Origin of the sequence: Brevibacterium sp. LS14 (assembly GCF_012027885.1) — a bacterium.
Taxonomy (GTDB): Bacteria; Actinomycetota; Actinomycetes; order Actinomycetales; family Brevibacteriaceae; genus Brevibacterium; species Brevibacterium casei.
This window is the reverse complement of sequence record NZ_SJXG01000060.1, coordinates 222,001-247,263: the sequence shown is the minus strand read 5'-3', so window position 1 is coordinate 247,263 and position 25,263 is coordinate 222,001. Positions and strand designations below refer to the sequence as shown.

Genomic DNA, 25,263 nt, shown 5'->3' with positions numbered 1-25,263 from the left:
CAAGTCTAACCGCTGACCCGGGTGGGGTGATCCGCTGGGTCCGGAGTCCGGACCCAGGGACCTAGGTGAGCGTCGGTTTGACGTCGAGGATGCGCGAGAGCAGCCCCGAGACGAAGCCGGGCGAGTCGTCCGTGGAGAACTGACGGGCCAGGGAGACGGCCTCGTCGATCGCCGCGGCGTCGGGGATGTCGTCGTTGAAGAGGATCTCCCACGTGCCGATCTCGAGCAGGGCCCGGTCGACGGCGGGCATGCGATCGATCGTCCACCCCTGCGCATAGGTGGAGATGATCTCGTCGATCTCCTCCCGGCGTGCCTTGACGCCGTCGACGATCTCGACGGCGTAGGGCTTCATCGGATAGGCGGGGTCGTTCGAGCGCATGGCCACGACCTCGTCGATGTCGAGTCCCCGCTGCCCGGCTTCGAACAGGAGTTCGAGGGCCCGGCGGCGGGCCCGGCTGCGTGCCGACACTTACTTGACGCGGCCGAGGTAGTCACCCGTGCGGGTGTCGACCTTGATCTTCGTGCCCTCTTCGAGGAAGAGGGGGACCTGGATCTCGTATCCGGTCTCGAGGGTGGCCGGCTTCGAGCCGCCGGTCGAGCGGTCGCCCTGGAGGCCGGGCTCGGTGTGGGAGATCGTCAGCTCGACGGAGGCGGGCAGTTCGACCGACAGCGGTGTCCCGTCGTGGAAGGAGACCTGCAGCTCCTGGTTCTCGAGCATGTAGTTCGCGGCGTCGCCGACGAGGCTCGAGGGGATGGTGACCTGGTCGTAGTCCTTCGCGTCCATGAAGACGTAGTCGGATCCGTCGTGGTAGAGGTACTGCATGTCGCGGCGGTCGACGTTGGCGGTCTCGACCTTGGTGCCGGCGTTGAACGTCTTGTCGATGATCTTGCCGGAGATGACGTGCTTGAGCTTCGTGCGGACGAAGGCCGGACCCTTGCCGGGCTTGACGTGCTGGAACTCCAGCACCTGCCACAGCTGGTTGTCGAGGTTGAGCACGAGACCGTTCTTGAGGTCGTTGGTTGTCGCCACTAATCCGTCCTTCTTCACATCATCGTCCCCGTCGACGAGGTCGCTACGGGTGAGGCAGTTTTGCCAATGAACGATTCTATCAAGCCCGCCCAGGGCTCGTGAAACCGCGAGCCGCGGGCGTGCGGGGCCTCACAGGGTCGGACCGAGGAGCTTCCGCGGGGACTCCTCCCCGATCTCCTGGTAGGCGGTGTGGAGGAGTGAGACGTCGGGGATCTCGACGGTGGCGGGCGCGCCGATCTCGGACAGGAGCACCATCCGCAGCATCGAGCCCCGGGTCTTCTTGTCCCGTCTCATCGTCTCGAGCAGCTGCGGCCAGACATCCGACCGGTAGCCGGTGGGCAGACCGAGCTTCGAGAGCAGCTCGCGGTGTTCGTCGACGACCTCGGCGGGCAGGTTCCTCACCATGGCCGCGACCTCGGCGGCGAAGACCATGCCCACGGACACGGCCGCCCCGTGGCGCCACTGGTAGCGCTCCTTGTGCTCGATCGCGTGGGCGAGGGTGTGACCGTAGTTGAGGATCTCACGGCGGCCCGCCTCGGTGAAGTCGCCGGAGACGACTTCGGCCTTGACGGCGATCGCCCGTTCGATGAGCTCCCGGAGGACGGGTCCGTCGACGTCGCCGATCTCCTCGCGGGTGTGGTCGCGGATGAGGTCGAGGATGGCAGGGTCGGCGATGAAGCCTGCCTTGACCACCTCGGCGAGGCCGGTGAAGAGCTCGTTCTCCGGCAGGGTGCGCAGGGTGTCGAGGTCGGCGAGGACACCGGCGGGGGCGTGGAAGGCACCGACGAGGTTCTTGCCCTCGGCCGTGTTGATCCCGGTCTTGCCTCCCACGGCCGCGTCGACCATGCCGAGGACCGTGGTCGGGATGTGGATGACGCGGATGCCGCGCAGCCAGGTGGCGGCGACGAACCCGCCGAGGTCGCTCACCGCTCCCCCGCCGACGGTGACGATGGCATCGGTGCGGGTGAAGTCGGACTGTCCGAGGACCTGCCAGCAGAACGCGGCGACCTGGACGTGCTTGGCCTCCTCGGCGTCGGGGATCTCCGCAACGATCGCGTCGAGTCCGGCGGCGGCGAGGTCGTCGCGGACGGTCTCGCCCGTCGTGCGCAGAGCGCGGGGATGGATGACGAGGACCTTCTCCGCCTGCGGGCCGAGCAGTTCGGGCAGCTGCCCGAGGAGTCCGTGTCCGACGAGCACCGGGTACCGGCCTCCTGCGTCGACGTCGATGGTGGTCACGCTCATGGGTTCTCCTTCGTCTGTTGGTACTTCGCGTACTCCTCGGCGCGCTGCAGGCCGGTGAGGACGTCGACGATCCGGTTGACCACGGTCGACGGCGGCGAGTTCGAGGCCTGGACGCGGAAGGTCGCGACCTGTTCGTAGAGGGGTTCGCGCTCGCTCACGAGCGCGAGCCAGTTCTCGACAGCGGACCCCGACCCGCGCAGCAGCGGCCGGTGCGGGGCGTTGAGTCGGGGGGCGACGGTGTCGACGTCGATGTCGATGTGGACGACCTTGATCGCCGGGTGGAGCAGCTGCGCCCGGGTCCCGGAGTTGAGGATCGCTCCCCCGCCGAGCGAGACGATTCCGGGGCGGTCGAGGAGGCGGCGCAGCGCCTTGCGCACGACTTCGCGTTCGAGTCTTCGGAAGTGGTCCTCGCCGCGGGTGACGAAGATGTCGGCGATGACCCCGTGGCGGTCGACGATGTTCGCGTCGGTGTCGGTCAGCGGCAGCCCCAGACGGTCGGCGAGCAGGCGGCCGATCGTCGACTTCCCTGCGGCTGGGGGTCCGGTGAGCACGATGCGCGAGTGCGCGGCGGGGACCGGCTCCAGGGGTGGGACCGGTTTCGGAAGCGGATGCTCGTTCATCGCCCGATGCGCAGGTTCTCCGGAATGGCGGCGAGGTAGCCCTCCAGGTTCCGCTTCGTCTCGGCCACGGAGTCGCCGCCGAACTTCTCGACGACCGCCTCGGCGAGGACAAGGGCGACCATTGCCTCGGCGACGACGCCGGCGGCGGGGACGGCACAGACATCGGAGCGCTGGTGGTTGGCCTTCGCGGGCTCTCCCGTGGCGACGTCGACGGTCGACAGGGCGCGGGGCACCGTGGCGATGGGCTTCATCGCTGCCCGCACGCGCAGGGGCTCGCCGGTGGACATGCCGCCCTCCGTCCCGCCGGCGCGGTTGGAGGCGCGACGGTAGCCGGAGCCCGCGACGAGGATCTCGTCATGGGCGGCGGAGCCGGGGCGAGCGGCGGTGAGGAAGCCGTCGCCGACCTCGACGCCCTTGATCGCCTGGACGCCCATGAGGGCGCCGGCCAGACGCGAGTCGAGGCGGCGGTCCCAGTGGACGTGGGAGCCGAGTCCCGGCGGGAGGTCGTAGGCGAGGACTTCGACGACGCCGCCGAGGGTGTCCCCGGCCTTCTTCGCCGCGTCGATCTCGGCGACCATCCGGGTGGAGAGGGCGGGGTCGAAGCTGCGGACGGGATCCCCATCGAGGGCGTCGACATCGCTCGCCCGCGGCAGCGCACCGTCCCGGGAGTCCTCGACGCCGCCGATCGCCACGGTGTGGGAGACGAGCGTGATGCCGAGTTCGCCGAGGAACTTCGCGGCCACGGTGCCCAGCGCCACGCGCATCGCCGTCTCGCGGGCCGAGGCGCGTTCGAGGACGGGCCGGGCCTCGTCGAAGCCGTACTTCTGCATGCCGACGATGTCGGCGTGGCCGGGCCGGGGTCGGGTGAGCGGGGCGCTGCGGGCCTGACCCTCGAGCTCGGACTCGTCGATGGGGTCGGCGCTCATCACCGTCTCCCATTTCGGCCATTCGGTGTTGCCGACCTCGATCGCCACCGGGGAGCCGAGGGTCTTCGCATGGCGGACGCCGCCGAGGATGCGCACTTCGTCGGCCTCGAACTTCATGCGGGCGCCACGCCCGTAGCCGAGTCGGCGCCTGGCGAGATTGACGCGGATGTCGTCCCTGGTGATCGGGATGTGGGCGGGCAGCCCCTCAATGATCCCGATCAGTGCTTCGCCGTGGGATTCGCCTGCAGTCAGCCATCTCAACATTCCACCGATTCTATAGAACGAACCTCGCCGAGACCGACCCGACCCACAATCCGGTCAGCATCGCGGGACCGAACGCGATCGTCGTCTGGTGCAGGCTGCCCGCACGCGCGCCGGCGACGATCGCCCAGGCCCCTGCGACGAGCATTGTGACAACGAGGACGAGGGCGGGCGCCCACGGGGAGATGAGGGAGGAGACGCCGGCGACGACGACGGCGAGCTTGACGTCGCCGAGTCCCATCGTCGGGCGGTGCAGGGCACGCCCGAGCAGGTGGAGTCCGCCGAAGAGGAGGAGCCCGCACACGGCTCCGACGAGCCCGAACCACCAGCTCGTCGAGCTGCCGAGACCGATGCCGAGGCCGCAGGCGAGGACGAAGAGCCCGATGAGCGGGTACATGATCCGGTCGGGGAGGCGCCGGACGACGAGGTCGGCGACGACGAGGACCGGGGTGGCACCGGCGGTGGTCCCGAGGACGAGGGCCATGAGCACGAGGTCGAGCGTGCTCAGGGAGGGCGGGACGAACTCGGTGCCGCTGCCGGGAGCGATCGCCGTCCAGTCGGGACCCACCGGGACGAGGAACGCGGCGAGTCCGGCGATGACGATGCCGGCGAGGACGAGGAGGACCGGACGGAAGGCGCGCGAGCCGGTGACCGTCTCGGCGTCGGCGGTGTCGGCGAGCCAGCGGGCGGGAGTGCCGACGAGGAGGAGTCCGGTGCCCGCGGCGACGGCCGTGCTCAGGCCGAGCAGGACTGCGCTCTCGACCGTCACGGCTCAGTCCCGTTCGGGCAGGGCCGCGTGCATCGATGCGGCGATCGCCTCGATCTGAGCCGGGCTCGGTGGGGTGCCTGCGGCTGCGGTGAGGAAGAGCACGGCCTGGGCGACGGCCTGTTCGAGGAGCATCGCGGTGCCCGGCACGGCGGTGTACCCGTGGGCGGAGGCCCCGGTGAGGACGGCGGACTCGGCGGCGTAGGCGACGTCGAGGGCGACGCCGCTTCCCGGTTCCCACGTCAGGGTGGGGGCCGCCTCGGCGGGGAGGGTGGAGACGACGACGGCGGAGGACCGGATCGTCTCGAGACCGCCGATCTCGACGGCGAGCCCGAGGCGCGTGCCGAGCTCGGCTGCGGCGGCGGCACGGGAGGCGCTGCGGACGAGGAGGTCGACCTCGGTGATGCCGAGGCGCACGAGGGCGAGCAGCGCCGACCGCGCTGTGGCTCCGGCACCGAGGATCGTCGCCCGGGTCCCGGACCCGGGGCGCAGGCGGATCGCTCCGACGATGCCGTCGACGTCGGTGTTCGCCACGGTCGTCGCGTTCGGGAACCGCACGAGCGTGTTGGCCACGCCGGTCGCCTCGGCGGTCTCGTCGAGGTCCCAGCCGCGTTCGCGGGCGAGGGCGACGAGACGCTCCTTGAGCGGCATCGTCAGGGAGAAGCCCGTCTCCGCCGGATGGGCGTCGAGGAAGGCGGCGAGGTCTTCGTCTCCGACCTCGGCGCGACCGTACTCACTGTCCTCGAGTCCGAGAGCCGCGAACGCCGCACGGTGGAGGACCGGGGAGAGCGAATGGGCGATCGGACGCCCGAGCACGGCGGCGCGGACGACCGGGCTCACCCGTCCTGCTCCCGCAGCCATGCCCGGTACTCCTCGACGTTCTTCTGGTGCTCGGCGTAGGTGTCGGCGAACTTCGTCTCACCGGTGTCCGGATTCGTCGCGACGAAGAACTGCCAGCTGCCGTCCGCCGGGTTGAGTGCGGCGTCGACGGCCCCGGCGCTCGGCGAGTTGATCGGTCCGGGCGGCAGGCCCTTCCGCTTGTACGTGTTGTACGGGCTGTCGGAGTTCCGCTCCTCCTTCGTCGTCGTCAGGTCCGCGCGGGCGCCGTGGATGTAGGCGACCGTGGCATCGGACTGAAGGAGCTGACCGGTCTTCGAGTCCTCCGAGATGCGGTTGAGGAAGACCCGGGCGACCTTCTTCCGTGTCTCCTCGTCCCCCGGGGATTCGATCTCGACGAGGCTGGCGAGGGTGAGGATGCGGTTGGCGTCCTTGTTCTCGATGCCCGCGGTCTCGAGCTCGAGCTTCGTCTTCGCGACCATCTCGGAGACGATGTCCTCCGCCGTCTTCGCCTTGTCGAGGTCGTAGGTCGCGGGATAGAGGTAGCCCTCCAAGCTGGGCGCGTCGACGTCGAGGCCGTAGTCCTTCGGAGTCCTGTCGTCGATCGCCTTGTCGACCTCTTCGGCCTTCATCCCCGATTCGATCATCGTCGCTTTGATCTGGTCGATCTTGCGTCCTTCGGCGATCGTGAGCTTCGGGGGTTTGATCGGGTTGATGAACGCGTCGACGGCGGCCTTCGAACTCATCTGCTCACGGAGGATGACCGGTCCCGCCTGGATCGTGAGATCGCGTCTCTCGACCTCCTCGAGGAAGGGCTTGGAGTCCTTGATGACGCCCTCCTCGACGAGCTGGTTGGCCACCGACCGCGCCGAGGCGCCGGGCGGAATCTCGAGCGTGACCTCGGTCGTGCCATTGCCCTCGTAGTCGCCGCCCCCGCCGAAGAGGTCGTCGACGACACCGCCGGCGGCGCGGAGGCCGAAGAAGCCGCCGAGGCCGAAGACGAGGACGCAGACGGCGACGATGACGGTGGTGCGACGTTTGCGCATCATCCGCCGGCGCTTCTTCGCTCGGATCTCGGCGCGTGAGAGCCCTTCGTCGTCCGAGAACTCACCGGGGAACGGGTTCATTGCTCACTCTCCTGTTCGGGCAGCTCCCGACCGGCGGGCCTGCCCGTGTTGCGTTCGGACTCGAGCGCGTTCTGCAGAATGATGACGGCCGCCTGTGCGTCGACGATCTCGCGGCGCTGCCGTGAGCTCTTGCCCGCAGCTGCGAGCGAGCTGTGCGCCTCGACGGTGGAGAAGCGCTCGTCGACGAGGCGGATCGGCACGTCGGTGTCGATCCGGCGGGCGAAGTCGAGGGCGGCGGCGGCCGCGGCGCGGGCGGAGCCGTCGAGGGACTTCGGGTCGCCGACGAGGATCTCGATGGGTTCGTACTCGGCGATGATCTCCCGCAGCTGCCGCAGTGCCGCCGGCTCGTCGGCCCGGCGGATGACGGCGAGCGGGGTCGCGAGGATCCCATCGGGATCGCACGCCGCGACCCCGATCCGCACCGATCCGATGTCGAGGCCGAGACGTCGGCCGCGCCGCAGTGTCACGTGAGGGCCGCCTTGACCGCGCTGATCGCGGCCGGGATCTGCGTGGTGTCGCTGCCGCCGCCCTGGGCGAGGTCGGGCTTGCCGCCTCCTCCGCCGCCGAGGGTGGAGCTCGCTGCCGACACGAGCTTGCCGGCCTGCGCTCCGGACTCGCGGGCGGCCTCGGTGGTGGCGATGACGACGACGGGCTTGCCGCCGCTCACGCCGATGCCGAGGACGACGGCGACCCGGTCGCTGACGCGGGCGCGCAGGTCGGTGACGATCGTGCGGACGTCCCCGCCGCTGGAGACCTCGCCGAGGTCGGCGACGACGAAGAGCGTGTTCCCGACGGTCTCGGCGGTCTCGAGGAACCGTCCGGCCTGGGCGAGCAGCTGCTGGGACCGGAGGCGGGAGATCTCCTTCTCCGCGTCCTTGAGCCTGACCATGAGCTCGGAGACCCGGTCGGTGACATCCGTGCCGGGCACCTTGAGCATCTCCGAGAGCGAGGACACGATCGTGCGTTCGGCAGCGAGTGAGCGGAACGCGTCCATCCCCACGGAGGCTTCGATGCGGCGCACTCCGGAGCCGACGGAGGCCTCGGAGAGGACGGAGATCGGACCGACCTGCGCGGAGGCGCCGACGTGGGTGCCGCCGCAGAGCTCGCGGGAGAACGGTCCGCCGATGTCGACGACACGGACGATGTTCGGATACTTCTCCCCGAAGAGGGCCATCGCGCCCGAGCGCTTCGCGTCCTCGAAGGGCATGTACTCGGTGCCGACCTCGTAGTTCGAGCGCACGGCGAGGTTGGCGACGTCCTCGATCTCGGCGCGCATCTGCGCGCTCGGTGCCTCCGGGTAGGAGTAGTCGAAGCGCATGTATCCGGGCTGGTTGAGCGAACCGGCCTGGACGGCGTGGGTGCCGAGGATCTCCCGCAGGGCCGCGTGGACGAGGTGGGTGGCCGTATGCGCCTGGGAACCCTGGAAGCGATGCTCGTGGTCGACCTCGGCGAGGACGTCGGCGCCGACGGGGATCTCGCCGTCGATGACCTCGATGCGGTGGGCGGCGAGGCCCTTGACCGGGTTCTGCACGTCGAGGACTTTGGCGGTGAAGCCGTCGCCCTTGATGAGGCCGACGTCGGCGCGCTGGCCACCGGATTCGGCGTAGAACGGGGTGAGGTCGAGGACGAGGTCGCCGGTCTGTCCGGTGGTGAGCACCTCGCGGGCCTCGCCGTCGACGACGATGCCGCGGATCCGGGAATCGGCCTCGAGGTCGTCATAGCCGACGAACTCGCTTCGGCCCTCCTCGAGCAGGGCGGAGTAGGCGGAGAGGTCGGTGTGTCCGCCGCCCTTCTTCGCCTTCGCATCGGCCTTCGCTCGGGTGCGCTGTTCGGCCATGAGCGCGCGGAATCCGGCCTCATCGACGTTGACGCCGTGTTCGGCGGCCATCTCGAGGGTGAGGTCGATGGGGAAGCCGTGGGTGTCGTGGAGGGCGAAGGCGACGTCGCCGGAGATCGTCTTGTCCGAGTCCTCGAGCTTCTCGTACGCGGTCTCGAAGAGCTGGGTGCCGGATTCGAGGGTCCGCAGGAAGGCCTTCTCCTCGGCGTAGGCGATGCGCGAGATCCGGTCGAAATCGGTCTCGAGCTCGGGGTACGAGTGCTTCATCGCGTTCATCGACACGGGCAGCAGCGAGGGCATGACCTCGGTGGTGACGCCGAGGAGGCGCATCGCGCGCACGGCACGGCGGATGAGGCGGCGGAGGATGTAGCCGCGTCCCTCGTTGCCGGGGCGCACGCCGTCGCCGATGATCATCAGGGCCGAGCGGACGTGGTCGGCAACGACGCGCATCTGCACGTCGGAGTGGTGGTCGGCGCCGTACTCACGGCCCGAGAGGCGACTCGCCTCGGCGATGACGGGGAAGACCTCGTCGATCTCGTACATGTTCTCGACGTCCTGGAGGAGGAAGGCGACGCGTTCGAGGCCCATGCCGGTGTCGATGTTCTTCGCGGGCAGCTCGCCGGCGATGTCGAAGTCGACCTTGGAGCGGACCTCGGAGAGTTCGAACTCCATGAAGACGAGGTTCCAGATCTCGATGTAGCGATCCTCATCGGCGATCGGTCCGCCCTCGGCGCCGTAGGCGGGACCGCGGTCGTAGTAGATCTCGGAGCAGTAGCCGCCGGGTCCGGGCTGACCGGTGTGCCAGAAGTTGTCCTCGTTGCCGCGCAGCTGGATCCGCTCACGCGGGATCGAGGTCTCCTCGAGCCAGAGGTCGATGGTCTCGAGGTCGTCCTCGTGGACGGTGGCCCAGAGCAGGTCGGGGTCGAAGCCGAGGCCGCCTTCCTCCGTCGGGGAGGTGAGCAGACCCCACGCGTAGCGGACGGCTTCGCGCTTGAAGTAGTCGCCGAAGGAGAAGTTGCCGTTCATCTGGAAGAACGTGCCGTGGCGGGTGGTCTTGCCCACCTCTTCGATGTCGGCGGTGCGCACGCACTTCTGGACGCTCGTGGCGCGGAGGAACGGCGCAGGCTCGCGACCGGTGAGGTACGGGATGAACTGGACCATGCCCGCGATGTTGAAGAGGATCGAGGGATCGGAGCTGATGACCGACGCCGAGGGCACGACCACGTGTCCGTTCGCCTCGAAGTAGTCGAGCCAGCGCTGTTTGATCTCTGCCGTCTTCATCCATGGCCTTTCAGATGGTGCGTCTGCGGTGGGCGCTGCGCGCCCGTTCCAGAATAGTTTAATTGCTCACCAGTTCAGATGGTGGTCGCCTGCGCGTCGGCGCGTGCAGGTGAATGCACGACTGCCCGGAACGCGGGACGTTCCGGGCAGTCGTGAGAGGTGGCTCAGCGCGAGTAGAACTCGACGACGAGCTGCACGTCAGCGGTGATCGGGACCTCTTCGCGCTTGGGGCGGCGCAGCAGGGTGGCCTGCAGGCCCTCAAGGTTGACGTCGAGGTAGCCCGGAACTGCCGGGAGGACGTCGCGGTGTCCGCCGGCGGCGGCGACCTGGAACGGATCCATGTCGGCGCTCTTCGGGTGGACCTGGATCGTCTGGCCTTCCTTGACGCGGAAGGACGGACGGTCGACGCGCTGGCCGTCGACGGTGATGTGGCGGTGGACGACGAACTGGCGCGCCTGGGCGATCGTGCGGGCGAAGCCGGCACGGAGGACGAGGGCGTCGAGACGCATCTCGAGGAGCTCGACGAGGTTCTCACCGGTCAGACCTTCGAGGCGCTTGGCCTCCTTGTAGGTCTTGAGCATCTGGGCCTCGCGGATGCCGTACTGGGCGCGAAGACGCTGCTTCTCCTTGAGGCGGACCGAGTAGTCGCTGTCATTGCGGCGACGGGCGCGGCCGTGCTCGCCCGGGGGGTAGGGGCGGCGCTCGAAGTACTTCTCAGCCTTCGGGGTCAGCGGCAGGCCGAGGGCGCGCGAGAGGCGAGCCATCCGGCGGTTACGTGCTGGTGCTGGCACTGGGTTACCTTTCTTGGGTGTGGGTCGTCCCGGCAGGCATGATGTCCTCGCCCTGATCGGAACCGTTGTTTCCCCGGTTGGGAAAGAGGGATTGAGCGTCGAGAACCGCTCGCACCGACCGCCTTTACATATGAGGCACAACAGCTGACCATCTTAGCTCAGTCGCCGCGTCCCCCGCAACGCGCGGGCCGGGGGCGAACGCCGACGGGCAGCCCTCACTCTCCGCGCAGGAGACGGCGGATCGTCTCGAGGCGCTCCCCCATCGTCCGCTCCATGCCGTTGCCCGACGGCGTGTAGTACTCCTTGCCGCGCAGCGCTTCGGGCAGATGCTGCTGTGGTGCCACGCTGTGCGGGAAGTTGTGGGCGTATTTGTAGCCCTTGCCGTGACCGAGCTGCTTCGCCCCCGGATAGTGGGCATCGCGCAGGTGGTCGGGGACCTCCCCCACGAGGCCGCTCCTGACATCGGCGATCGCCGCGTCGAGGGCCTTGTAGCTCGCGTTCGACTTCGGTGCCATCGCCAGGTAGGTCACCGCCTCGGCGAGCGGGATCCGCCCCTCCGGCATGCCGATGTTCTGCACGGCCGTCGAGGCGGCCACGGCGATCGGCAGGGCCTGCGGATCGGCCATGCCGATGTCCTCGGCCGCGGAGATGACGATCCGACGCGCGATGAAGCGCGGGTCCTCCCCGGCGACGATCATCCGGGCGAGATAGTGCAGCGCGGCATCGACGTCGGATCCGCGGATCGACTTGATGAACGCGGAGACGACGTCGTAGTGCTGGTCCCCGTTCTTGTCATAGCGCACCACCGCTTCGCTGCTCGCCTCGGAGGCGGCCTCGACGGTGATGCGAATCGGGCTTGCTTCGCCGTCGGCCGACTCGTCGTCGACAACGTCACCGCCACGGCTCTCAGTGCTGACCGCCTCGGCAGCCTCGTCATCCGCACTCTCAGCGTCGTCGGCGACAGCCTTGCCCGCGCCGCCGCCGCGCTCCCCCGCCTGCGCCGCGGCGATGCCGGCGGCAGCCTCGAGGATCGTCAGTGACCGGCGGGCGTCGGCCCCGGCGATGCGGACGATGAAGTCCTTCGCCTCGGCATCGAGCTCGTACTCTCCCGCCAGACCCCGCTCGCTGACCATCGCGCGATCGAGCAGGGTCGAAATATCGTCATCGCCGAGCGGACGCAGCGTGAGCATGAGGGACCGTGAGAGCAGCGGGGAGATGACGGAGAACGACGGGTTCTCCGTCGTCGCCGCGACGAGGACGACGAGGCGGTTCTCCACGGCCGGCAGCAGAGCATCCTGCTGGGCCTTCGAGAACCGGTGGATCTCATCGAGGAAGAGCACGGTCGTGCGCCCGTACATCTCGCGTTCGCGCCGGGCGTTCTCGATCACCTGTCGGACGTCCTTGACTCCGGCGGTGATCGCCGAGAGTTCGACGAAGGTGCGTCCCGGCGCATGGGAGATGACGTGTGCGAGGGTCGTCTTCCCGACCCCGGGCGGACCCCAGAGGATCACCGAGGAGGCCCCAGCCCGGTCTCCCCCGCTCGCCTCGACGAGCTGGTCGAGCGGGGAGCCGGCGAACGTCAGATGCTCCTGGCCGACCACCTCGTCGATGGTGCGCGGACGCATCCGCACGGCCAGGGGGTCGAGTGCCCTGCCTGCGGGCGCACTCGGACCCGGGCCGGGGATCTCCCGGTCCGGGTCGGAGAAGAGGTCGGGACCCTGCGTCACCGCGGCCACCGCCTCACGCCGGCACCGACGTCATCGCGACATCAGTCGTCGGTCTCGGCGTCCGGGTCGAAGTCGACTCCCGCCTCGGCGCGCTGGGCTTCGGTGATCGGGGCCGGAGCCTGGGTGAGCGGATCGTAGCCGCCGCCGGACTTCGGGAACGCGATGACCTCGCGGATCGAGTCGACCCCGGCGAGCAGGGAGACGATGCGGTCCCAGCCGAAGGCGATGCCGCCGTGCGGGGGCGCACCGAACTTGAACGCCTCGAGGAGGAAGCCGAACTTCTCCTCGGCCTCGTCCTCGCCGATGCCCATGATCTCGAACACGCGCTCCTGGACGGCGCGCTGGTGGATGCGGATCGAGCCGCCGCCGATCTCGTTGCCGTTGCACACGATGTCGTAGGCGTAGGCGAGAGCGGCCCCCGGGTCGGTCTCGAGGGTCTCGAGGTACTCGGGCTTCGGGGCGGTGAAGGCATGGTGGACGGCCGTCCACTGTCCTTCGCCCACGGCGACGTCGCCGGCGGCCTGCGCATCGGCGGCGGATTCGAAGAGCGGAGCGTCGACGACCCAGACGAAGGCCCAGTCGCCGTCCTTGATCAGGCCCACGCGCTCGGCGATCTCCCGGCGTGCGGCACCGAGGAGGGCGCGGGAGCTGTTCGCGTCTCCGGCGGCGAAGAAGATCGCGTCGCCCGGGTTCGCGCCGGCCGCCTCGACGAGACCGGCCTTCTCCGTCTCGGAGATGTTCTTGGCCACCGGGCCGGTGAGGGTGCCGTCCTCGGCGACGAGGACGTAGGCGAGTCCCTTGGCTCCGCGCTGCTTCGCCCAGTCCTGCCACGCATCGAGCTGGCGCCTCGGCAGCGATCCGCCGCCGGGGTAGACGACCGAGCCGACGTAGTCGGACTGGAAGACGCGGAACGGGGTCTCGGAGAAGAACTCCGTGAGGTTGGTGAGTTCGAGGCCGAAGCGCAGGTCGGGCTTGTCCGACCCAAAGCGCTCCATCGCCTCGTGATAGGTGATGTGCGGGATCGGCGTCTCGATGTCGTAGCCGATGAGCTTCCACAGGGCGACGAGGATCTCCTCGGCGAGGGCGATGATGTCGGCCTGCTCGACGAACGAGGCCTCGATGTCGAGCTGAGTGAACTCGGGCTGACGGTCGGCGCGGAAGTCCTCGTCGCGGTAGCAGCGGGCGATCTGGTAGTAGCGCTCCATGCCGGCGACCTGGAGGAGCTGCTTGAACAGCTGCGGCGACTGCGGCAGCGCGTACCACGACCCCGGCTGCAGGCGTGCGGGGACGAGGAAGTCGCGGGCGCCCTCGGGGGTCGACTTCGTCAGCGTCGGCGTCTCGATCTCGACGAAGCCGTGCTCGTCGAGGACCGTGCGGGCGGCCCGGTTGACCGCCGAGCGCAGACGCATCGCATGCGCGGGACCCGAACGGCGCAGGTCGAGGTACCGGTAGCGCAGACGGGTCTCCTCGCCGACGGTGCCGGAGTCCTCCGCATGGTCGGAGACCTGGAAGGGAAGGGGGGCCGCCTCGGCGAGGATCTCCACGCTCGTGTCGACGATCTCGATCTCACCGGTGGGCAGGTTGGGGTTCTGGTTGCCCTCGGGGCGCAGGGAGACCGTGCCGGTGACCTTGACGACGGTCTCGTTGCGCAGTGCGTGGGCATCGTCCTCGCGGACGACGACCTGGACGATTCCCGAAGCATCCCGCAGATCGATGAAGGCGACACCTCCGTGATCGCGGCGACGATCGACCCACCCGGCGAGGGTGACGGTCTCTCCTGCGTTTGCGGCACGCAGGCTTCCGGATTCGTGGCTTCGCAGCACAGAGGGCTCCTTTACGATGGTCATGCGGGGAGTGCGTCAACCATGATAGTCGCTCGCACGGACATTCCCGCACGCACCGGCGGGCAGCGAGAGGACGCATGGACGGACACGAATCGGACCCGGCCCCCACCTCGGCGCAGGTCGAGGTCGCGGCGGAGACGTTCCGCATGCTCTCCCAGGCCACCCGACTGCGCGTCGTGTGGACCCTGGTCCACCAGGAGCTCGATGTCTCCTCCCTCGCCGAGGCGATCGGTGCGACCGTGCCCGCCGTGAGCCAGCATCTCGCCAAGCTCCGTCTCGCCGGGCTCATCTCCTCCCGCCGGGACGGGCGGAGGATCTTCTACACCGTCGACGACCCGCACGTCGTCTCGATGGTGCGGGAGATGTTCGACCACATCGCCCCCGACGGGTCGCTCGCCCCCGACCCGGAGTGAGGCGGCAACCCTGAGTAAGGCAGGGACCCCGAGCCGTCAGCCCTGCGTCACCTGCGGCCAGCGGTCCTCGACGCTCGGCTCCCATGTCTGCGGGTCGGCAGGCGTCTGCTCGCCGGTGCGGATGTCCTTGACCTCGTGACCGGACTCACCGTCGGTGAACCACACGAAGGGGATCCCCCGGCGCTCGGCGTAGCGGATCTGGCGACCGAACTTCGCCGCACTCGGTGAGACCTCGCACGGGATGTCGCGGGCGCGCAGGGCGGTGGCGACCGTATCCGCCTCAGACCGGCGCTCCTCGTCGGTGACGGCGACGACGACGGCCGACGGGGTGCCGCGGGAGGCGGTGATGCCGGAGTCCTCGCCGAGGACGAACGCCATGAGGCGCGAGACGCCGATCGACATGCCCACACCCGGGTAGGTCTTCTTCCCCACCGTGGCCAGCGAGTCGTAGCGCCCGCCTGAGGCGACGGAGCCGAGCTCCTCGTGTCCGACGAGCTGCGTCTCGTAGACCGCTCCCGTGTAGTAGTCGAGTCCGCGGGCGATCTTCAGCTGCGCGACGAGGACGCCGGGCGCTCGCTCGGCGGCGGCGGTGAGCATCCTCGTCAGGGACTCGAGGCCCTCGTCGAGGAGGGGGTGCTCGACTCCGAGGGCGCGCACCTCCTCGGCGAAGTCGGGCGAGTCCGATTCGATCGCGGCCAGAGCGAGGCACAGCTGCTGCTGGCGCTCATCGGCTTCCGCTTCGGCGGCGAGGAGCTTCGCGACCTCCTCGGGCCCGATCTTGTCGTACTTGTCGAGGCACCGGAGCACTGCGGGGATGTCGGTGAGTCCGATGCCGCGGGCGAAGCCCTCGAGGAGGCGGCGGTCGTTGACGACGATGCGCACCGGTGGCACCCCGAGCGGGGCGAGCCTGGCGAACGCGTCGGCGATGATGAGCGGGATCTCGACCTCGACGTGGCCGGGCAGCTCGGCGTCGGCGATGACGTCGACGTCAGCCTGGATGAACTCGCGGTAGCGCCCGGCCTGCGGCCGCTCACCGCGCCACACCGGCTGGATCCGCGCGGCCCGGAACGGGAAGCTCAGCTCGTTCGCGTTCTCGGTGACGAAACGGGCCAGCGGCACAGTGAGGTCGAAGTGGAGGCCGAGCGGATTGCGCTCGGTGCCCTCGGAGTGGAGTCGGGAGACCGCGAAGATCTCCTTGTCGATCTCCCCATCCTTGGCGAGCTGGCTGATCGGTTCGACGGCACGGTGGTGGAGGGCGGAGAAGCCGTGGAGGGCGAAGGTGTGCTCGAGGATGTCGATGATGCGCTTCTCGATGACGCGCTCCGCCGGGAGCCGTTCCGGGAATCCGGACAGACGGGCTGACTTCGCCATGGTTCTCCTTGCTCGTGTGGATGCTGCCCTGGCAGGCAGTGCCGGTGCCTCGCCGAGGCGGCGCCTCGGGCGGCTGTGGATCGGATCAGAGGAACGGGTTCGTCCGGAGCTCGTGGCCCACCCGCGAACCCGGACCGTGTCCAGGATAGATGGGAACGTCGGGCAGGTCCGCAAAGGCCCGCAGTGTGCTGCCCATCGCCTCGGCGTCGCCGCCGGGCAGGTCGATGCGCCCGATGGCTCCGGCGAAGACGACGTCGCCGGTGAAGACGACCTCCTCACCGTCGGCGCTCACCCGCAGCAGGGTCGACCCTTCGGTGTGGCCGGGGGCAGCGACAGCGGTGACGGTGAGTCCGGCGACGGTGACGGCGGTGCCGTCGGTGAGGTCGACCACCTCGGCGGGGGCCTGCCAATCGGTGAGCAGCGGAGCGATCATCTGTGCGAACGCCGGCCCCAGGGTCTCCCCCGGTGCGGCCATCCGGTAGTGGTCATCGGCGCCGAGGTGGACGGGAACGTCCCAGCGCTCGAGCATTCCCGGCAGCCCGAGGATGTGGTCGGGGTGGCCGTGGGTGAGGAAGATCGCCTGCGGGGTCAGTCCCTCCTCGGCGAGGACCTCGGCGAGGCCGGGAGCGGCGTCGAAGCCGGCATCGACGAGGATGCAGTCGCTGTGCCCCTCGGCCCGCACGGCGTAGCAGTTGACGTCGAGGAATTCGGCACGGGTGGTCAAGACATCCATGGGCAGAGTCTATCCAGACGGTGGCGGATGGTTATGCTGGTGTCACGCAATGATCGAGTGATCGGCGAGACCGCCGGTTCGACCGATGAGGAAACAGGTGAGAGACATGTCGACCCCGACCCCCAAGCCGACTCCCCGCCCGTCGTCGCTGCCCCGCCCGCAGGCGGCTCAGCCGGTGACCGGGACCACCGTCGACCACGACGCCGAGGTGGCGCGCGCGGTCACGCACGGTCGCGCGGACGAGCAGGGGACGGTGTTCGTCATCACCGCCGACGGTGAGCGTGAGGTCGGCCAGTACCCCGACGCGACCGGTGAGGAAGCCGTCGAGTACTTCGCGAAGAAGTACGTCGAGCTCGTCGAGCACGCCGCTCATCTGCGCAACCGACTCTCCGCCGGAGCGCCCGGACGCGAGGTGACGACGGCGGCGACCGCGCTGCGGGACTCGCTCGCCGACGCGAACGTCGTCGGCGACCTCAAGGGTCTCGCCGCGACCCTCGACACGCTCCTCTCCGACGCCAAGGCGACGGAGTCGAAGCAGGCGGCCCGCGCCGAGGCGGCCAAGCTCGAGGCCGCGCAGAAGCGCGAGGAGATCGTCGTCGAGGCCGAGACCCTGGCCGGCAAGGATCCCGAGAAGATCCAGTGGAAGGTCTCCGGTGCCCGTTTGCGGGAGCTCTTCGCCCAGTGGAAGGACATGCAGCGCAGCGGACCGCGCCTTCCGCGGTCGGTCGATCAGGAGCTGTGGGGCCGATTCTCGCAGGCCCGGAACACCTTCGAGCGCAAGCGCAAGGACTTCTTCGCCGAGCTCGACAAGCACAACTCCGAGGGCAAGCGGATCAAGGAGAAGATCGTCGCCGAGGCGGAGTCGCTGTCCGGGTCGACCGACTTCCGCACCGTGTCCCAGAAGTACAAGGACCTGATGACCCAGTGGAAGCGCGCCCCGCGCGCCTCGCGCAAGGACGACGATGCCCTCTGGGCGCGCTTCCGTGCCGCCCAGGACGTCTTCTTCGCCGCCAGGGATGCGGAGAACGCCGCACTCGACGAGGAGTACAAGGGCAACCTCGAGGTCAAGGAAGCGCTGCTGAAGAAGGCGCAGGCGCTGCTGCCGATCACGGATCCGGTGGCAGCGAAGCGTGAGCTCCGGGTCATCCAGGACGAGTGGGAGGAGGCCGGGAAAGTGCCCCGCGCCGATGTCTCCCGGATGGAGAACGGTCTGCGCGAGGTCGAGCGGGCGCTCGCCGACGCCGAGGACGCGGCGTGGAAGCGGAGCAACCCCGAGACCAAGGCCCGCACCTCGGGGGCGCTGAGCCAGCTCGACGAGTCGATCGCCGAGCTCGAGGCGGCGCTCGAGACCGCGAAGGCCTCGGGCGATGAGAAGTCCGTCGCCGATGCGCAGGCCGCTCTCGACGCCCGGCGTGCGTGGCGCGATCAGCTCGCGCAGACGGCGGCCGAACTCGACTGACGCTCAACAGCTTCTCGTCAGGGCCGGACGGTGAACCGTCCGGCCCTGATTCTTCTCTGTCCACAGGCGCGGACCCGAGTCCGTGGTTGTCCACAGGCCGACGATTCGGTCTTGCCCTCCCAGGGTGAGACGACGATAGTGGCCTCATGGAGGACATCTTCCGACTCCGCGACTACGGCTACGAGCAGCTCACGGAGCTCACCCTCGACGGTCTGCTCGTCCCACTGACGGAGACGACGTGGGTGCGGTCGGGTGCGGTGCTCGGACCAGAGGATCGAATCAGTGCGCTGGCGGCGCAGATCCCAGCGCGGCTCGTCGTCTCGCACTCGACTGCCTGGTGGGTCCATGTCGGTCTCGGTCGGGCGCCGAGCCCGCTGACCTTCACGACGCATCCGCGCAGGCGGGTGCTCGACCAGGACGGAGCCGTCGTCCACGAACTCAACCTCGGCCGCGGCGACTGGGAGACGATCGCCGGTCTGCCGGTGACGACGCCGATGCGCACGCTCTACGATCTGCTCCTACCGCACGTCCGCCGTCCGGAGGCGGGTTCGGCCAGGGCGGTGGCCGAGATCATCGACGAGGTGCCGCCGGCGATGCGCACGCGTTTTCGGCTCTACCTCGACGGGGTCTCCCGGCGGCCGTACGCCGCGCAGATGCGGGAGGTCGTCGATCGGCGCGGACACACGTCGACCCCCTGGCCGCGCGCACCTCAGCCGCCGGAGATGCGGTAGACGTCGAAGACGCCTTCGACCTTCCGAACGGCGGAGAGCACCGTGTCGAGGTGGCTTGCGTCGCTCATCTCGAAGACGAACTTCGACTGAGCGACGCGGGCCTTCGAGGTCGCCACGGAGGCGGAGAGGATGTTGACGTGGGTGTCGGTGAGGACCTTCGTGATGTCCGAGAGCAGTCCCGAGCGGTCGAGGGCTTCGACCTGGATCTGGACGAGGTAGACGCCGCTCGTCTTCTCCCCCCAGGAGACCTCGACCATGCGCTCGGGTTCGCGTTCGAGGGAGACGACGTTGGGACAGTCGACCCGGTGGACGGAGACTCCCGAGCCGCGGGTGACGAAGCCGACGATCTCGTCCCCGGGCACCGGGGTGCAGCAGCGGGCGAGTTTGACGAGGACGTCGTCGACGCCCTTGACGACGACGCCGCCCGAGGACGAATGATGACCCGAGGACTGGCCGGTGCGATTGCGCGGTGCCGGAGGCAGGACCGCGGCCTCCTCGTCGTCGCCGACCTCCTTCGCGAGCAGGTCGACGACGTGGGCGGCCGAAGTCACCCCGTTGCCGATCGCCGCGTACAGCGCGGTGACGTCGGGCAGGCGCAACTCGGTCGAGACGACCTGAAGCGCCTCCTGGCTCATCAGGGCGTTCGCGGACAGGGAATGGCGGCGCATCGCCCGGGCGAGCTGCTCGCGGCCGTTCTCGATCGCCTCTTCGCGGCGCTCCTTGGAGAACCACTGGCGGATCTTCGACCGGGCGCGCGGGCTCTTGACGAAGCCGAGCCAGTCGCGGCTGGGACCGGCGTTCTCGTCCTTGGAGGTGAAGACCTCGACGGAGTCGCCGTTCTTGAGCTCGGTGTCGAGGGCGACGAGGCGGCCGTTGACCCGGGCGCCCATCGTCTTGTGCCCGACCTCGGTGTGCACGGCGTAGGCGAAGTCGACCGGCGTCGCCCCGGCGGGCAGGCTCATGACGTCGCCCTTGGGCGTGAAGACGTAGACCTCCTTCGAGTTGACCTCGTAGCGGAGGCTGTCGAGGAACTCGTCGGGGTCGCTGACCTCACGCTGCCAGTCGAGGAGCTGCCGCAACCACGCGGCGTCGTCGACGCCGCCGTCGTCGGAGACCTTGACGGAGCGGGCAGTGTTCGAGGTGATCGCCTTCGACGGGTTGCCGCGGTCCTTGTACTTCCAGTGCGCGGCGACGCCGAACTCGGCTCTGCGGTCCATCTCGTGGGTGCGGATCTGGATCTCGACGGGTTTGCCGTTCGGGCCGATGACCGTCGTGTGCAGGCTCTGGTACATGTTGTACTTCGGCATCGCGATGTAGTCCTTGAACCTGCCGGGAACCGGGTTCCAGCGGGCGTGGACGATGCCGAGGGTGGCGTAGCATTCGCGGACGGTCTCGACGAGGACGCGGACTCCGACGAGGTCGTAGATGTCGGCGAACTCGTGACCGCGCACGACCATCTTCTGGTAGATCGAGTAGTAGTGCTTCGGGCGGCCGGTGATGGCCGCCTCGATGCCGGATTCGGCGAGCTCGGACTGGAGTTCGGACGAGACGGTCGCAAGGTACTTCTCGCGCTCGGGCGCACGGTCGGCGACAAGGCGGACGACCTCGTCGTAGACCTTGGGGTGGAGAACCTGGAACGAGAGGTCTTCGAGCTCCCATTTGATCGTGTTCATGCCCAGCCGGTGAGCCAGCGGGGCGTAGATCTCGAGGGTCTCGCGGGCCTTCTTCGTACTCGAGGCGGCGGGGACGAACTTCCACGTGCGGGCATTGTGGAGGCGGTCGGCGAGTTTGATGACGAGGACGCGGATGTCCTTGGCCATCGCGACGATCATCTTCCGCACGGTCTCCGACTGGGCAGCCTGACCGTAGGTGAGCTTGTCGAGCTTCGTCACCCCGTCGACCATCGCGGCGACCTCGGGCCCGAAGGACTCGGTGAGCTGCTCGAGCGAGTAGTCGGTGTCCTCGACGGTGTCGTGGAGCAGAGCCGCCGCCAGGGTGACGGGAAGCATGCCGATCTCGGCGAGGATCGTCGCCACCGCCACCGGGTGGGTGATGTAGGGGTCCCCGGACTTCCTGGTCTGACCGCGGTGGGCCTCCTCGGCGACCGTGTAGGCACGGACGACGAGGTCGATGTCGGCCTTCGGATGGCTCGCCTGCAGGGCACGGATCATCGGTCCGAGCACCCTGGGGTAGTCGGCGTTGTTCTGTGCCCTGGCCGCCCACCAGGCCAGACGGGAGATGCCGCGCGGACGGCGCGATTCAGCTGATGATGCCATCACATCCCCCTCTCAGCGTCTCAGACCTCGGCGTGGATCACCGGTGGAACGTCCTCGGATCCATTCCGTAAACGCAATTCTCGCACGGCTTCTTCCTGTTCCTTCACCGCGGGTTCGTTCGCTCGCAGAAGCGCGTAGAGGGGGCTGGCGACGAAGAGGGTCGAGGCCGCGGCGACGATCGTGCCGATGAACAGCGACAGGGAGATGTCGACGAGGGTGCCGGCGCCGAGGAGGAACACGCCGATGAAGAGGATCGAGGCGATCGGGAGGACCGAGACGACCGAGGTGTTGATCGAACGCACCGTCGTCTGGTTGACGCCGAGGTTGACGAGCTCGGAGAACTTGAGGTTCCGTTTGTCCTGGAATCTCGTCGTGTTCTCTCTGATCTTGTCGAAGACGACGACCGTGTCGTAGAGCGAGAAGCTCAAGACGGTGAGGAAGCCGATGATCGCCTCGGGTGTGACCTCGAAGCCGGTGACCGAGTAGATGCCCATCGTGATGATCATGACGACGAAGAGGCCGATGATCGCTGCCAGGGACATCTTCCAGGTGCGGAAGTAGAGGGCCATGACGATCATCGCGATGGCGACGAAGATGACGAGGGCTCTGATCATCTTCGACGTCACGTCAGCACCCCATTGGGGACCGACGAAGGTCGAGGTGACGTCCTCGGCGTTGACCGAGTAGCCGGAGGCCAGGGCGTCGCGGACCTCCTGCATCTGGGGGTCGGTGAGCTGGTTCGTCTCGATCCTCACCCCGGTGTCCCCGGTGGGAGTGAGCCGGGGTTCGGAGTCGGGGACGACATCGGTGACGATCGATTCGCCTTTGGCCGCCGAGGTGTCGGTGACGTTGTCGACCTGGAACTGCGACCCGCCGCGGAAGGCGATGCCGAAGTTGAAGCCGGCGACGAGCGGGACGAGGAGGGAGAGGAGGACGAGGACGCCGGCGATGCCGAGCCACAGCTTCGCCTTCCCGACGAACGGGATCGACGACTCGCCGTTGTGGAGGCGGTTGCCCCACGCGAAGAACCGTTTCACTTCTCGTCTCCCGTCTCGTCGTCGGACTGCTGCGCCGCGCGCCTGGCGGCCGCCTTGCGTTCGGCGATGGTGCCGCCGCCCGCACTCGGCTCCGTCCGTGAGCGTCGCCGCTTGCCGGAGCGCGCGCTCGAGGTCTTCTTCTCGGCGGTCGTGCTCGACTCCGCAGTCACTTCTGTGTCTGCCGCCTCAGTCTCCTCGGCGGCTTCGCTCGACGTCGTGCGGGTGGCGGTCTTCGTCGTGCCGTGCTCCTCGGCGGTCGCCTCGGCACTGGTCGCGGAGTCGGAACCGCCCGAGTTCGCAGCGGACTCGCTCTTCGCCTTCGCGCGCCGGCCGGCGATCGTGTCGCTGTCGATTCCGGCTTTGCGGGCGCGCGCCTTCTCCCGGCGCTTGGCTTCGGGAGACTTCTCCGACTCGGGGAGGTCGATGTTGAGCGCTCCGCGGTAGGCGGCGCGTTTGACGCCGAGCAGACGCGGGTCCATGCCCGACATCGGGTGTCCCTGGCCGAAGAACTTCGTTCTCGCGAGCACCTCGAGCATCGGATGGGTGAAGAGGAAGACGACGATGATGTCGACGATCACGGTGAGTCCGAGGGTGAACGCGAATCCGCGCACCGAGCCCACGGCGAGGATGTAGAGGATCACCGCGGCGAGCATGTTCACCGACTTCGACGCCCAGATGGTGCGCTTGGCGCGGTCCCAGCCGACTTCGACAGCCGAGAGGAGGTTGCGGCCGCTGCGCAGCTCGTCCCGCACGCGTTCGAAGTAGACGATGAAGGAGTCCGCTGCCATGCCGATGCCGATGATGATACCGGCGACACCGGCCAGGGAGAGGCGGTAGCCGTATCTCCAGGAGGCGATGAGCAGCAGCAGATAGGTGAGCACACCGACGACGACGAGGCTTGCGACCGTGACGAGGCCGAGCACGCGATACTGCAGGAGCGAGTACACGACGACGAGGATGAGGCCGACGAGGCCGGTGAGCAGGCCGATGTTGAGGTAGTTCGCGCCGAGGGTCGGCGAGATCTGCTCTTCGCTCTGCACCTGGAAGCTGATCGGCAGGGAGCCGTTCTTGAGCTGGTTGGCGAGCGTCTGCGCCTCGTCGAGAGTGAAGTTTCCGGAGATCTCTGCACGGCCGTCGGAGATGACGGCGTTCGAAGTCGGGGCGGAGAGGACGAGGCCGTCGAGGGCGATGGCGAACTGGTTGTACGGCTGCTGCAGGCCCGTGATCGCCGAGGTGATCTGCTTGAAGATCTCACGGCCGGTGTCGTCGAACTCGAGGTTGACGGCGGGCTGGTTGGTCTGGACGCCGTTGGCGCCGGCCGCATAGCCGAAGCTCGCGTCCTTGAGGTGGTCGCCGGAGAGTTCGACGGGTCCGAGCACGTACTTCGCCGAACCGTCCTGGGCACATGCGACTACGGGTTCGTCGGCGGGCTGCTGCTCACCACCGGTCCGGTTCTTCGGGTCCGTGCAGTCGAGTTCCGTGTAGCGCTTGACGATGGCCTCGGTCTGCCATTCCGAGGCGTCCTTCTCCGGGTCGAAGAGGGGACGCGGTGTGGAGTCGGTGACCTTCGTGTCCTCGCCCTGACCTTCGCCGGCCGGGGTCTCGCCACCGGCGGGAGTCTCTCCGCCTGCCGGGGTCTCCTCGCCGGAGCCCGAGGCGTCCTTGCCGGCAGGGCCGGGAACGCTGCCGCCGGCGTTCGGGTCGGTCTCAGCGCCGCTGCCGGTGTCGGCTCCGGCGCCGGTTCCGGTGCCGGAGTTGACGACGGCTCCGCCGCCGGCCGGCGATTCCTGATTGCCGCCGGTGAGCTCCTCGAGGCGCTTCCGCTCTTCGTCGGAGAGTCCGTCGTCGCCATTGGCGCCGCCGTTCTCGCTGCCCTGCTGCTCCTCATTGATCTGCTCCTGGGAGCGGGGGTCGCCGACGAGGGCGACCCGCCGGAACACGAGCTGCGCCGAGGAGCGGACGAGGTTGCGGGTCTCCTCATCGGGATTGCCGGGCAGGTTGACGACGATGTTCCTGTCGCCCTGGGTGGTGATCTCCGCTTCGGAGACACCGGTCGAGTCGACTCGCTGGCGGATGATGGCGACCGCCTGATCGAGCTGCTCCTTGCTGATGGTCGTGTCCTCGGAGACCTGGGGCTCCAGGATGATCGAGGTGCCGCCTTCGAGGTCGAGGGCGAGCTTCGGTGTGGTCGTCGCATCGGACCAGATCACTCCCCCGGCGAGGACGCCGCCGAGGACGAGGGTGACGATCGCCAACCACAGGAACCGCAGACCTGGTCGCGGCTTTTCTTCGATATCGGACACGATTCAGCTTTCGATCGGGTGCGGGTGTCAGTTCTTCTTGTCGTCGGAGTCCGGCGTGCTTCCGGGCTTCTTCGACGAGTCCCCTGCTGCCGAGTCGTCCTCGAGGCCGTCGACGGCCTTCTTGTCGGTGGTGCCGCCGGTCGTGTCGGAATCGATCGTGTCGGCGGTGTCGGTCTTCCGCGCTTCCTCGGCCCGACGGGCCTCGGCGGTGTTCGCATCGGCGTCGGCCTTGGCGATCGCGTCGATGTCGTCGGCCTGCGCGGTCGTCGCCGCGTCGGCGTCCCCATTGCCCTCGGCGCGCTTGCGCTCGTTCATCGCGTCGAGTTCGGCGTCGGTGATCGCCGGGGTCTCAGCGGCGTCGTCAGTGGTGCCGTCGGCGATGGGCGCGACGTCGGTCTCGGGATTCTCGATCTGGCCGATCGCCTGGCGGTGGACCTTGAGGATGGTGCCGGGGCCCGATTCGATGGTGACCTGGTTGTCCTCGTCGTTGATCGAGAGCACGGTGCCGAAGACGCCGAACGTCGTCATCACCTTCGCCCCGGGAACCAGACCGGCCTTGATCTGCTCCGCTCGCGCCTTCTGCTTACGCCGAGAGTTGAACAGGAAGAAAATCAGCAGCGCGGCAAGCGCGAGAGGGATGAGCAAATCCAC

Annotated in this window: 22 protein-coding genes; 3 read left to right on the top strand and 19 right to left on the bottom strand. The window is 68.6% G+C overall.

Going from position 1 to position 25,263, the window contains the following annotated elements:
• Positions 1 to 61: 61 nt before the first annotated feature.
• The 13 genes from nusB to aspS all read right to left on the bottom strand — a co-directional run bounded on the left by nusB (position 62) and on the right by aspS (position 14,268).
• Positions 62 to 469 (bottom strand): transcription antitermination factor NusB, encoded by a 408-nt coding sequence (nusB, locus tag EZE58_RS15585; RefSeq protein ID WP_009377152.1) that lies wholly within the window; start codon positions 467 to 469, stop codon positions 62 to 64.
• On the bottom strand, positions 470 to 1,030 hold the full coding sequence (gene efp, locus EZE58_RS15580) for an elongation factor P (RefSeq protein ID WP_009377151.1): 561 nt from the start codon (positions 1,028 to 1,030) through the stop codon (positions 470 to 472).
• A 129-nt stretch (positions 1,031 to 1,159) separates the two neighbouring features.
• Complete coding sequence (gene aroB / locus EZE58_RS15575) at positions 1,160 to 2,272, bottom strand: 3-dehydroquinate synthase (RefSeq protein ID WP_063250253.1); 1,113 nt, start codon at positions 2,270 to 2,272, stop codon at positions 1,160 to 1,162.
• Positions 2,269 to 2,892 carry a shikimate kinase gene (locus EZE58_RS15570; RefSeq protein WP_009377149.1) on the bottom strand — a complete coding sequence of 208 codons (624 nt, stop codon included), beginning with the start codon at positions 2,890 to 2,892 and terminating at the stop codon, positions 2,269 to 2,271. Before EZE58_RS15570 ends, aroB begins: the two co-directional genes overlap by 4 nt.
• Complete coding sequence (aroC, locus tag EZE58_RS15565; RefSeq protein WP_063250252.1) at positions 2,889 to 4,082, bottom strand: chorismate synthase; 1,194 nt, start codon at positions 4,080 to 4,082, stop codon at positions 2,889 to 2,891. The genes EZE58_RS15570 and aroC overlap by 4 nt, the downstream gene beginning before the upstream one ends.
• A 10-nt stretch (positions 4,083 to 4,092) precedes the next feature.
• Entirely contained in the window at positions 4,093 to 4,848 is a 756-nt protein-coding gene (locus tag EZE58_RS17755; protein WP_144587538.1) for an A24 family peptidase, read from the bottom strand.
• A 3-nt stretch (positions 4,849 to 4,851) separates the two neighbouring features.
• Positions 4,852 to 5,706 (bottom strand): shikimate dehydrogenase, encoded by an 855-nt coding sequence (locus tag EZE58_RS15555; protein ID WP_167560886.1) that lies wholly within the window; start codon positions 5,704 to 5,706, stop codon positions 4,852 to 4,854.
• A complete protein-coding gene (mltG, locus tag EZE58_RS15550) occupies positions 5,682 to 6,809 on the bottom strand; it encodes an endolytic transglycosylase MltG (protein WP_009377145.1) in 1,128 nt (375 codons plus the stop codon). The genes EZE58_RS15555 and mltG overlap by 25 nt, the downstream gene beginning before the upstream one ends.
• A complete protein-coding gene (gene ruvX, locus EZE58_RS15545) occupies positions 6,806 to 7,276 on the bottom strand; it encodes a Holliday junction resolvase RuvX (protein ID WP_009377144.1) in 471 nt (156 codons plus the stop codon). Before ruvX ends, mltG begins: the two co-directional genes overlap by 4 nt.
• On the bottom strand, positions 7,273 to 9,927 hold the full coding sequence (alaS, locus tag EZE58_RS15540) for an alanine--tRNA ligase (protein ID WP_009377143.1): 2,655 nt from the start codon (positions 9,925 to 9,927) through the stop codon (positions 7,273 to 7,275). The genes ruvX and alaS overlap by 4 nt, the downstream gene beginning before the upstream one ends.
• 164 nt (positions 9,928 to 10,091) lie before the next feature.
• Positions 10,092 to 10,691 carry a 30S ribosomal protein S4 gene (gene rpsD / locus EZE58_RS15535; protein ID WP_009377142.1) on the bottom strand — a complete coding sequence of 200 codons (600 nt, stop codon included), beginning with the start codon at positions 10,689 to 10,691 and terminating at the stop codon, positions 10,092 to 10,094.
• A 242-nt stretch (positions 10,692 to 10,933) separates the two neighbouring features.
• Entirely contained in the window at positions 10,934 to 12,343 is a 1,410-nt protein-coding gene (locus EZE58_RS15530; protein WP_081590980.1) for a replication-associated recombination protein A, read from the bottom strand.
• Positions 12,344 to 12,486: 143 nt separating this feature from the next.
• Positions 12,487 to 14,268 (bottom strand): aspartate--tRNA ligase, encoded by a 1,782-nt coding sequence (gene aspS / locus EZE58_RS15525; RefSeq protein WP_009377140.1) that lies wholly within the window; start codon positions 14,266 to 14,268, stop codon positions 12,487 to 12,489.
• Between the two features lie 98 nt (positions 14,269 to 14,366).
• On the opposite strand from aspS, the gene EZE58_RS15520 reads away from it, so the two are divergent.
• On the top strand, positions 14,367 to 14,702 hold the full coding sequence (locus EZE58_RS15520; RefSeq protein ID WP_009377139.1) for a metalloregulator ArsR/SmtB family transcription factor: 336 nt from the start codon (positions 14,367 to 14,369) through the stop codon (positions 14,700 to 14,702).
• Between the two features lie 36 nt (positions 14,703 to 14,738).
• Here the strand turns inward: EZE58_RS15520 and hisS are convergent, their stop codons facing one another.
• Together hisS and EZE58_RS15510 are read right to left on the bottom strand one after the other, a co-directional pair.
• Positions 14,739 to 16,073 (bottom strand): histidine--tRNA ligase, encoded by a 1,335-nt coding sequence (gene hisS / locus EZE58_RS15515; RefSeq protein WP_009377138.1) that lies wholly within the window; start codon positions 16,071 to 16,073, stop codon positions 14,739 to 14,741.
• Positions 16,074 to 16,158: 85 nt separating this feature from the next.
• Positions 16,159 to 16,806 carry an MBL fold metallo-hydrolase gene (locus tag EZE58_RS15510; RefSeq protein ID WP_009377137.1) on the bottom strand — a complete coding sequence of 216 codons (648 nt, stop codon included), beginning with the start codon at positions 16,804 to 16,806 and terminating at the stop codon, positions 16,159 to 16,161.
• A gap of 106 nt (positions 16,807 to 16,912) precedes the next feature.
• On the opposite strand from EZE58_RS15510, the gene EZE58_RS15505 reads away from it, so the two are divergent.
• Complete coding sequence (locus EZE58_RS15505; protein ID WP_009377136.1) at positions 16,913 to 18,265, top strand: DUF349 domain-containing protein; 1,353 nt, start codon at positions 16,913 to 16,915, stop codon at positions 18,263 to 18,265.
• A 146-nt stretch (positions 18,266 to 18,411) separates the two neighbouring features.
• Positions 18,412 to 18,996, top strand: a complete 585-nt coding sequence (locus EZE58_RS15500; RefSeq protein ID WP_009377135.1) for a hypothetical protein — start codon at positions 18,412 to 18,414, stop codon at positions 18,994 to 18,996.
• On the opposite strand, the gene EZE58_RS15495 is transcribed toward EZE58_RS15500, so the two are convergent.
• From EZE58_RS15495 to yajC, 4 genes are read right to left on the bottom strand one after another with little or no spacing between them, the layout of a single operon-like run.
• A complete protein-coding gene (locus tag EZE58_RS15495; RefSeq protein ID WP_095375515.1) occupies positions 18,975 to 21,272 on the bottom strand; it encodes a bifunctional (p)ppGpp synthetase/guanosine-3',5'-bis(diphosphate) 3'-pyrophosphohydrolase in 2,298 nt (765 codons plus the stop codon). The two genes, EZE58_RS15500 and EZE58_RS15495, sit on opposite strands and share 22 nt — an antisense overlap.
• Positions 21,273 to 21,292: 20 nt before the next feature.
• Complete coding sequence (secF, locus tag EZE58_RS15490) at positions 21,293 to 22,309, bottom strand: protein translocase subunit SecF (protein ID WP_009377133.1); 1,017 nt, start codon at positions 22,307 to 22,309, stop codon at positions 21,293 to 21,295.
• Positions 22,306 to 24,612: a protein translocase subunit SecD gene (gene secD / locus EZE58_RS15485; RefSeq protein ID WP_231882242.1), complete on the bottom strand. Its 2,307-nt coding sequence runs from the start codon at positions 24,610 to 24,612 to the stop codon at positions 22,306 to 22,308. Before secD ends, secF begins: the two co-directional genes overlap by 4 nt.
• Positions 24,613 to 24,639: 27 nt before the next feature.
• A complete protein-coding gene (gene yajC, locus EZE58_RS15480; protein ID WP_231882241.1) occupies positions 24,640 to 25,263 on the bottom strand; it encodes a preprotein translocase subunit YajC in 624 nt (207 codons plus the stop codon).

Coding starts and splice junctions, on each gene's coding strand:
- EZE58_RS15555 (WP_167560886.1), bottom strand. CDS start 5,706: ATGGCTGCGGGAGCAGGACGGGTGAGCCCGGTCGTCCGCGCCGCCGTG.
- EZE58_RS15520 (WP_009377139.1), top strand. CDS start 14,367: ATGGACGGACACGAATCGGACCCGGCCCCCACCTCGGCGCAGGTCGAG.
- aroB (WP_063250253.1), bottom strand. CDS start 2,272: ATGAGCGTGACCACCATCGACGTCGACGCAGGAGGCCGGTACCCGGTG.
- EZE58_RS15495 (WP_095375515.1), bottom strand. CDS start 21,272: ATGGCATCATCAGCTGAATCGCGCCGTCCGCGCGGCATCTCCCGTCTG.
- aroC (WP_063250252.1), bottom strand. CDS start 4,082: ATGTTGAGATGGCTGACTGCAGGCGAATCCCACGGCGAAGCACTGATC.
- alaS (WP_009377143.1), bottom strand. CDS start 9,927: ATGAAGACGGCAGAGATCAAACAGCGCTGGCTCGACTACTTCGAGGCG.
- EZE58_RS15510 (WP_009377137.1), bottom strand. CDS start 16,806: ATGGATGTCTTGACCACCCGTGCCGAATTCCTCGACGTCAACTGCTAC.
- mltG (WP_009377145.1), bottom strand. CDS start 6,809: ATGAACCCGTTCCCCGGTGAGTTCTCGGACGACGAAGGGCTCTCACGC.
- EZE58_RS15570 (WP_009377149.1), bottom strand. CDS start 2,892: ATGAACGAGCATCCGCTTCCGAAACCGGTCCCACCCCTGGAGCCGGTC.
- hisS (WP_009377138.1), bottom strand. CDS start 16,073: ATGGCGAAGTCAGCCCGTCTGTCCGGATTCCCGGAACGGCTCCCGGCG.
- rpsD (WP_009377142.1), bottom strand. CDS start 10,691: ATGGCTCGCCTCTCGCGCGCCCTCGGCCTGCCGCTGACCCCGAAGGCT.
- EZE58_RS15505 (WP_009377136.1), top strand. CDS start 16,913: ATGTCGACCCCGACCCCCAAGCCGACTCCCCGCCCGTCGTCGCTGCCC.
- EZE58_RS15500 (WP_009377135.1), top strand. CDS start 18,412: ATGGAGGACATCTTCCGACTCCGCGACTACGGCTACGAGCAGCTCACG.
- EZE58_RS15530 (WP_081590980.1), bottom strand. CDS start 12,343: ATGCGTCCGCGCACCATCGACGAGGTGGTCGGCCAGGAGCATCTGACG.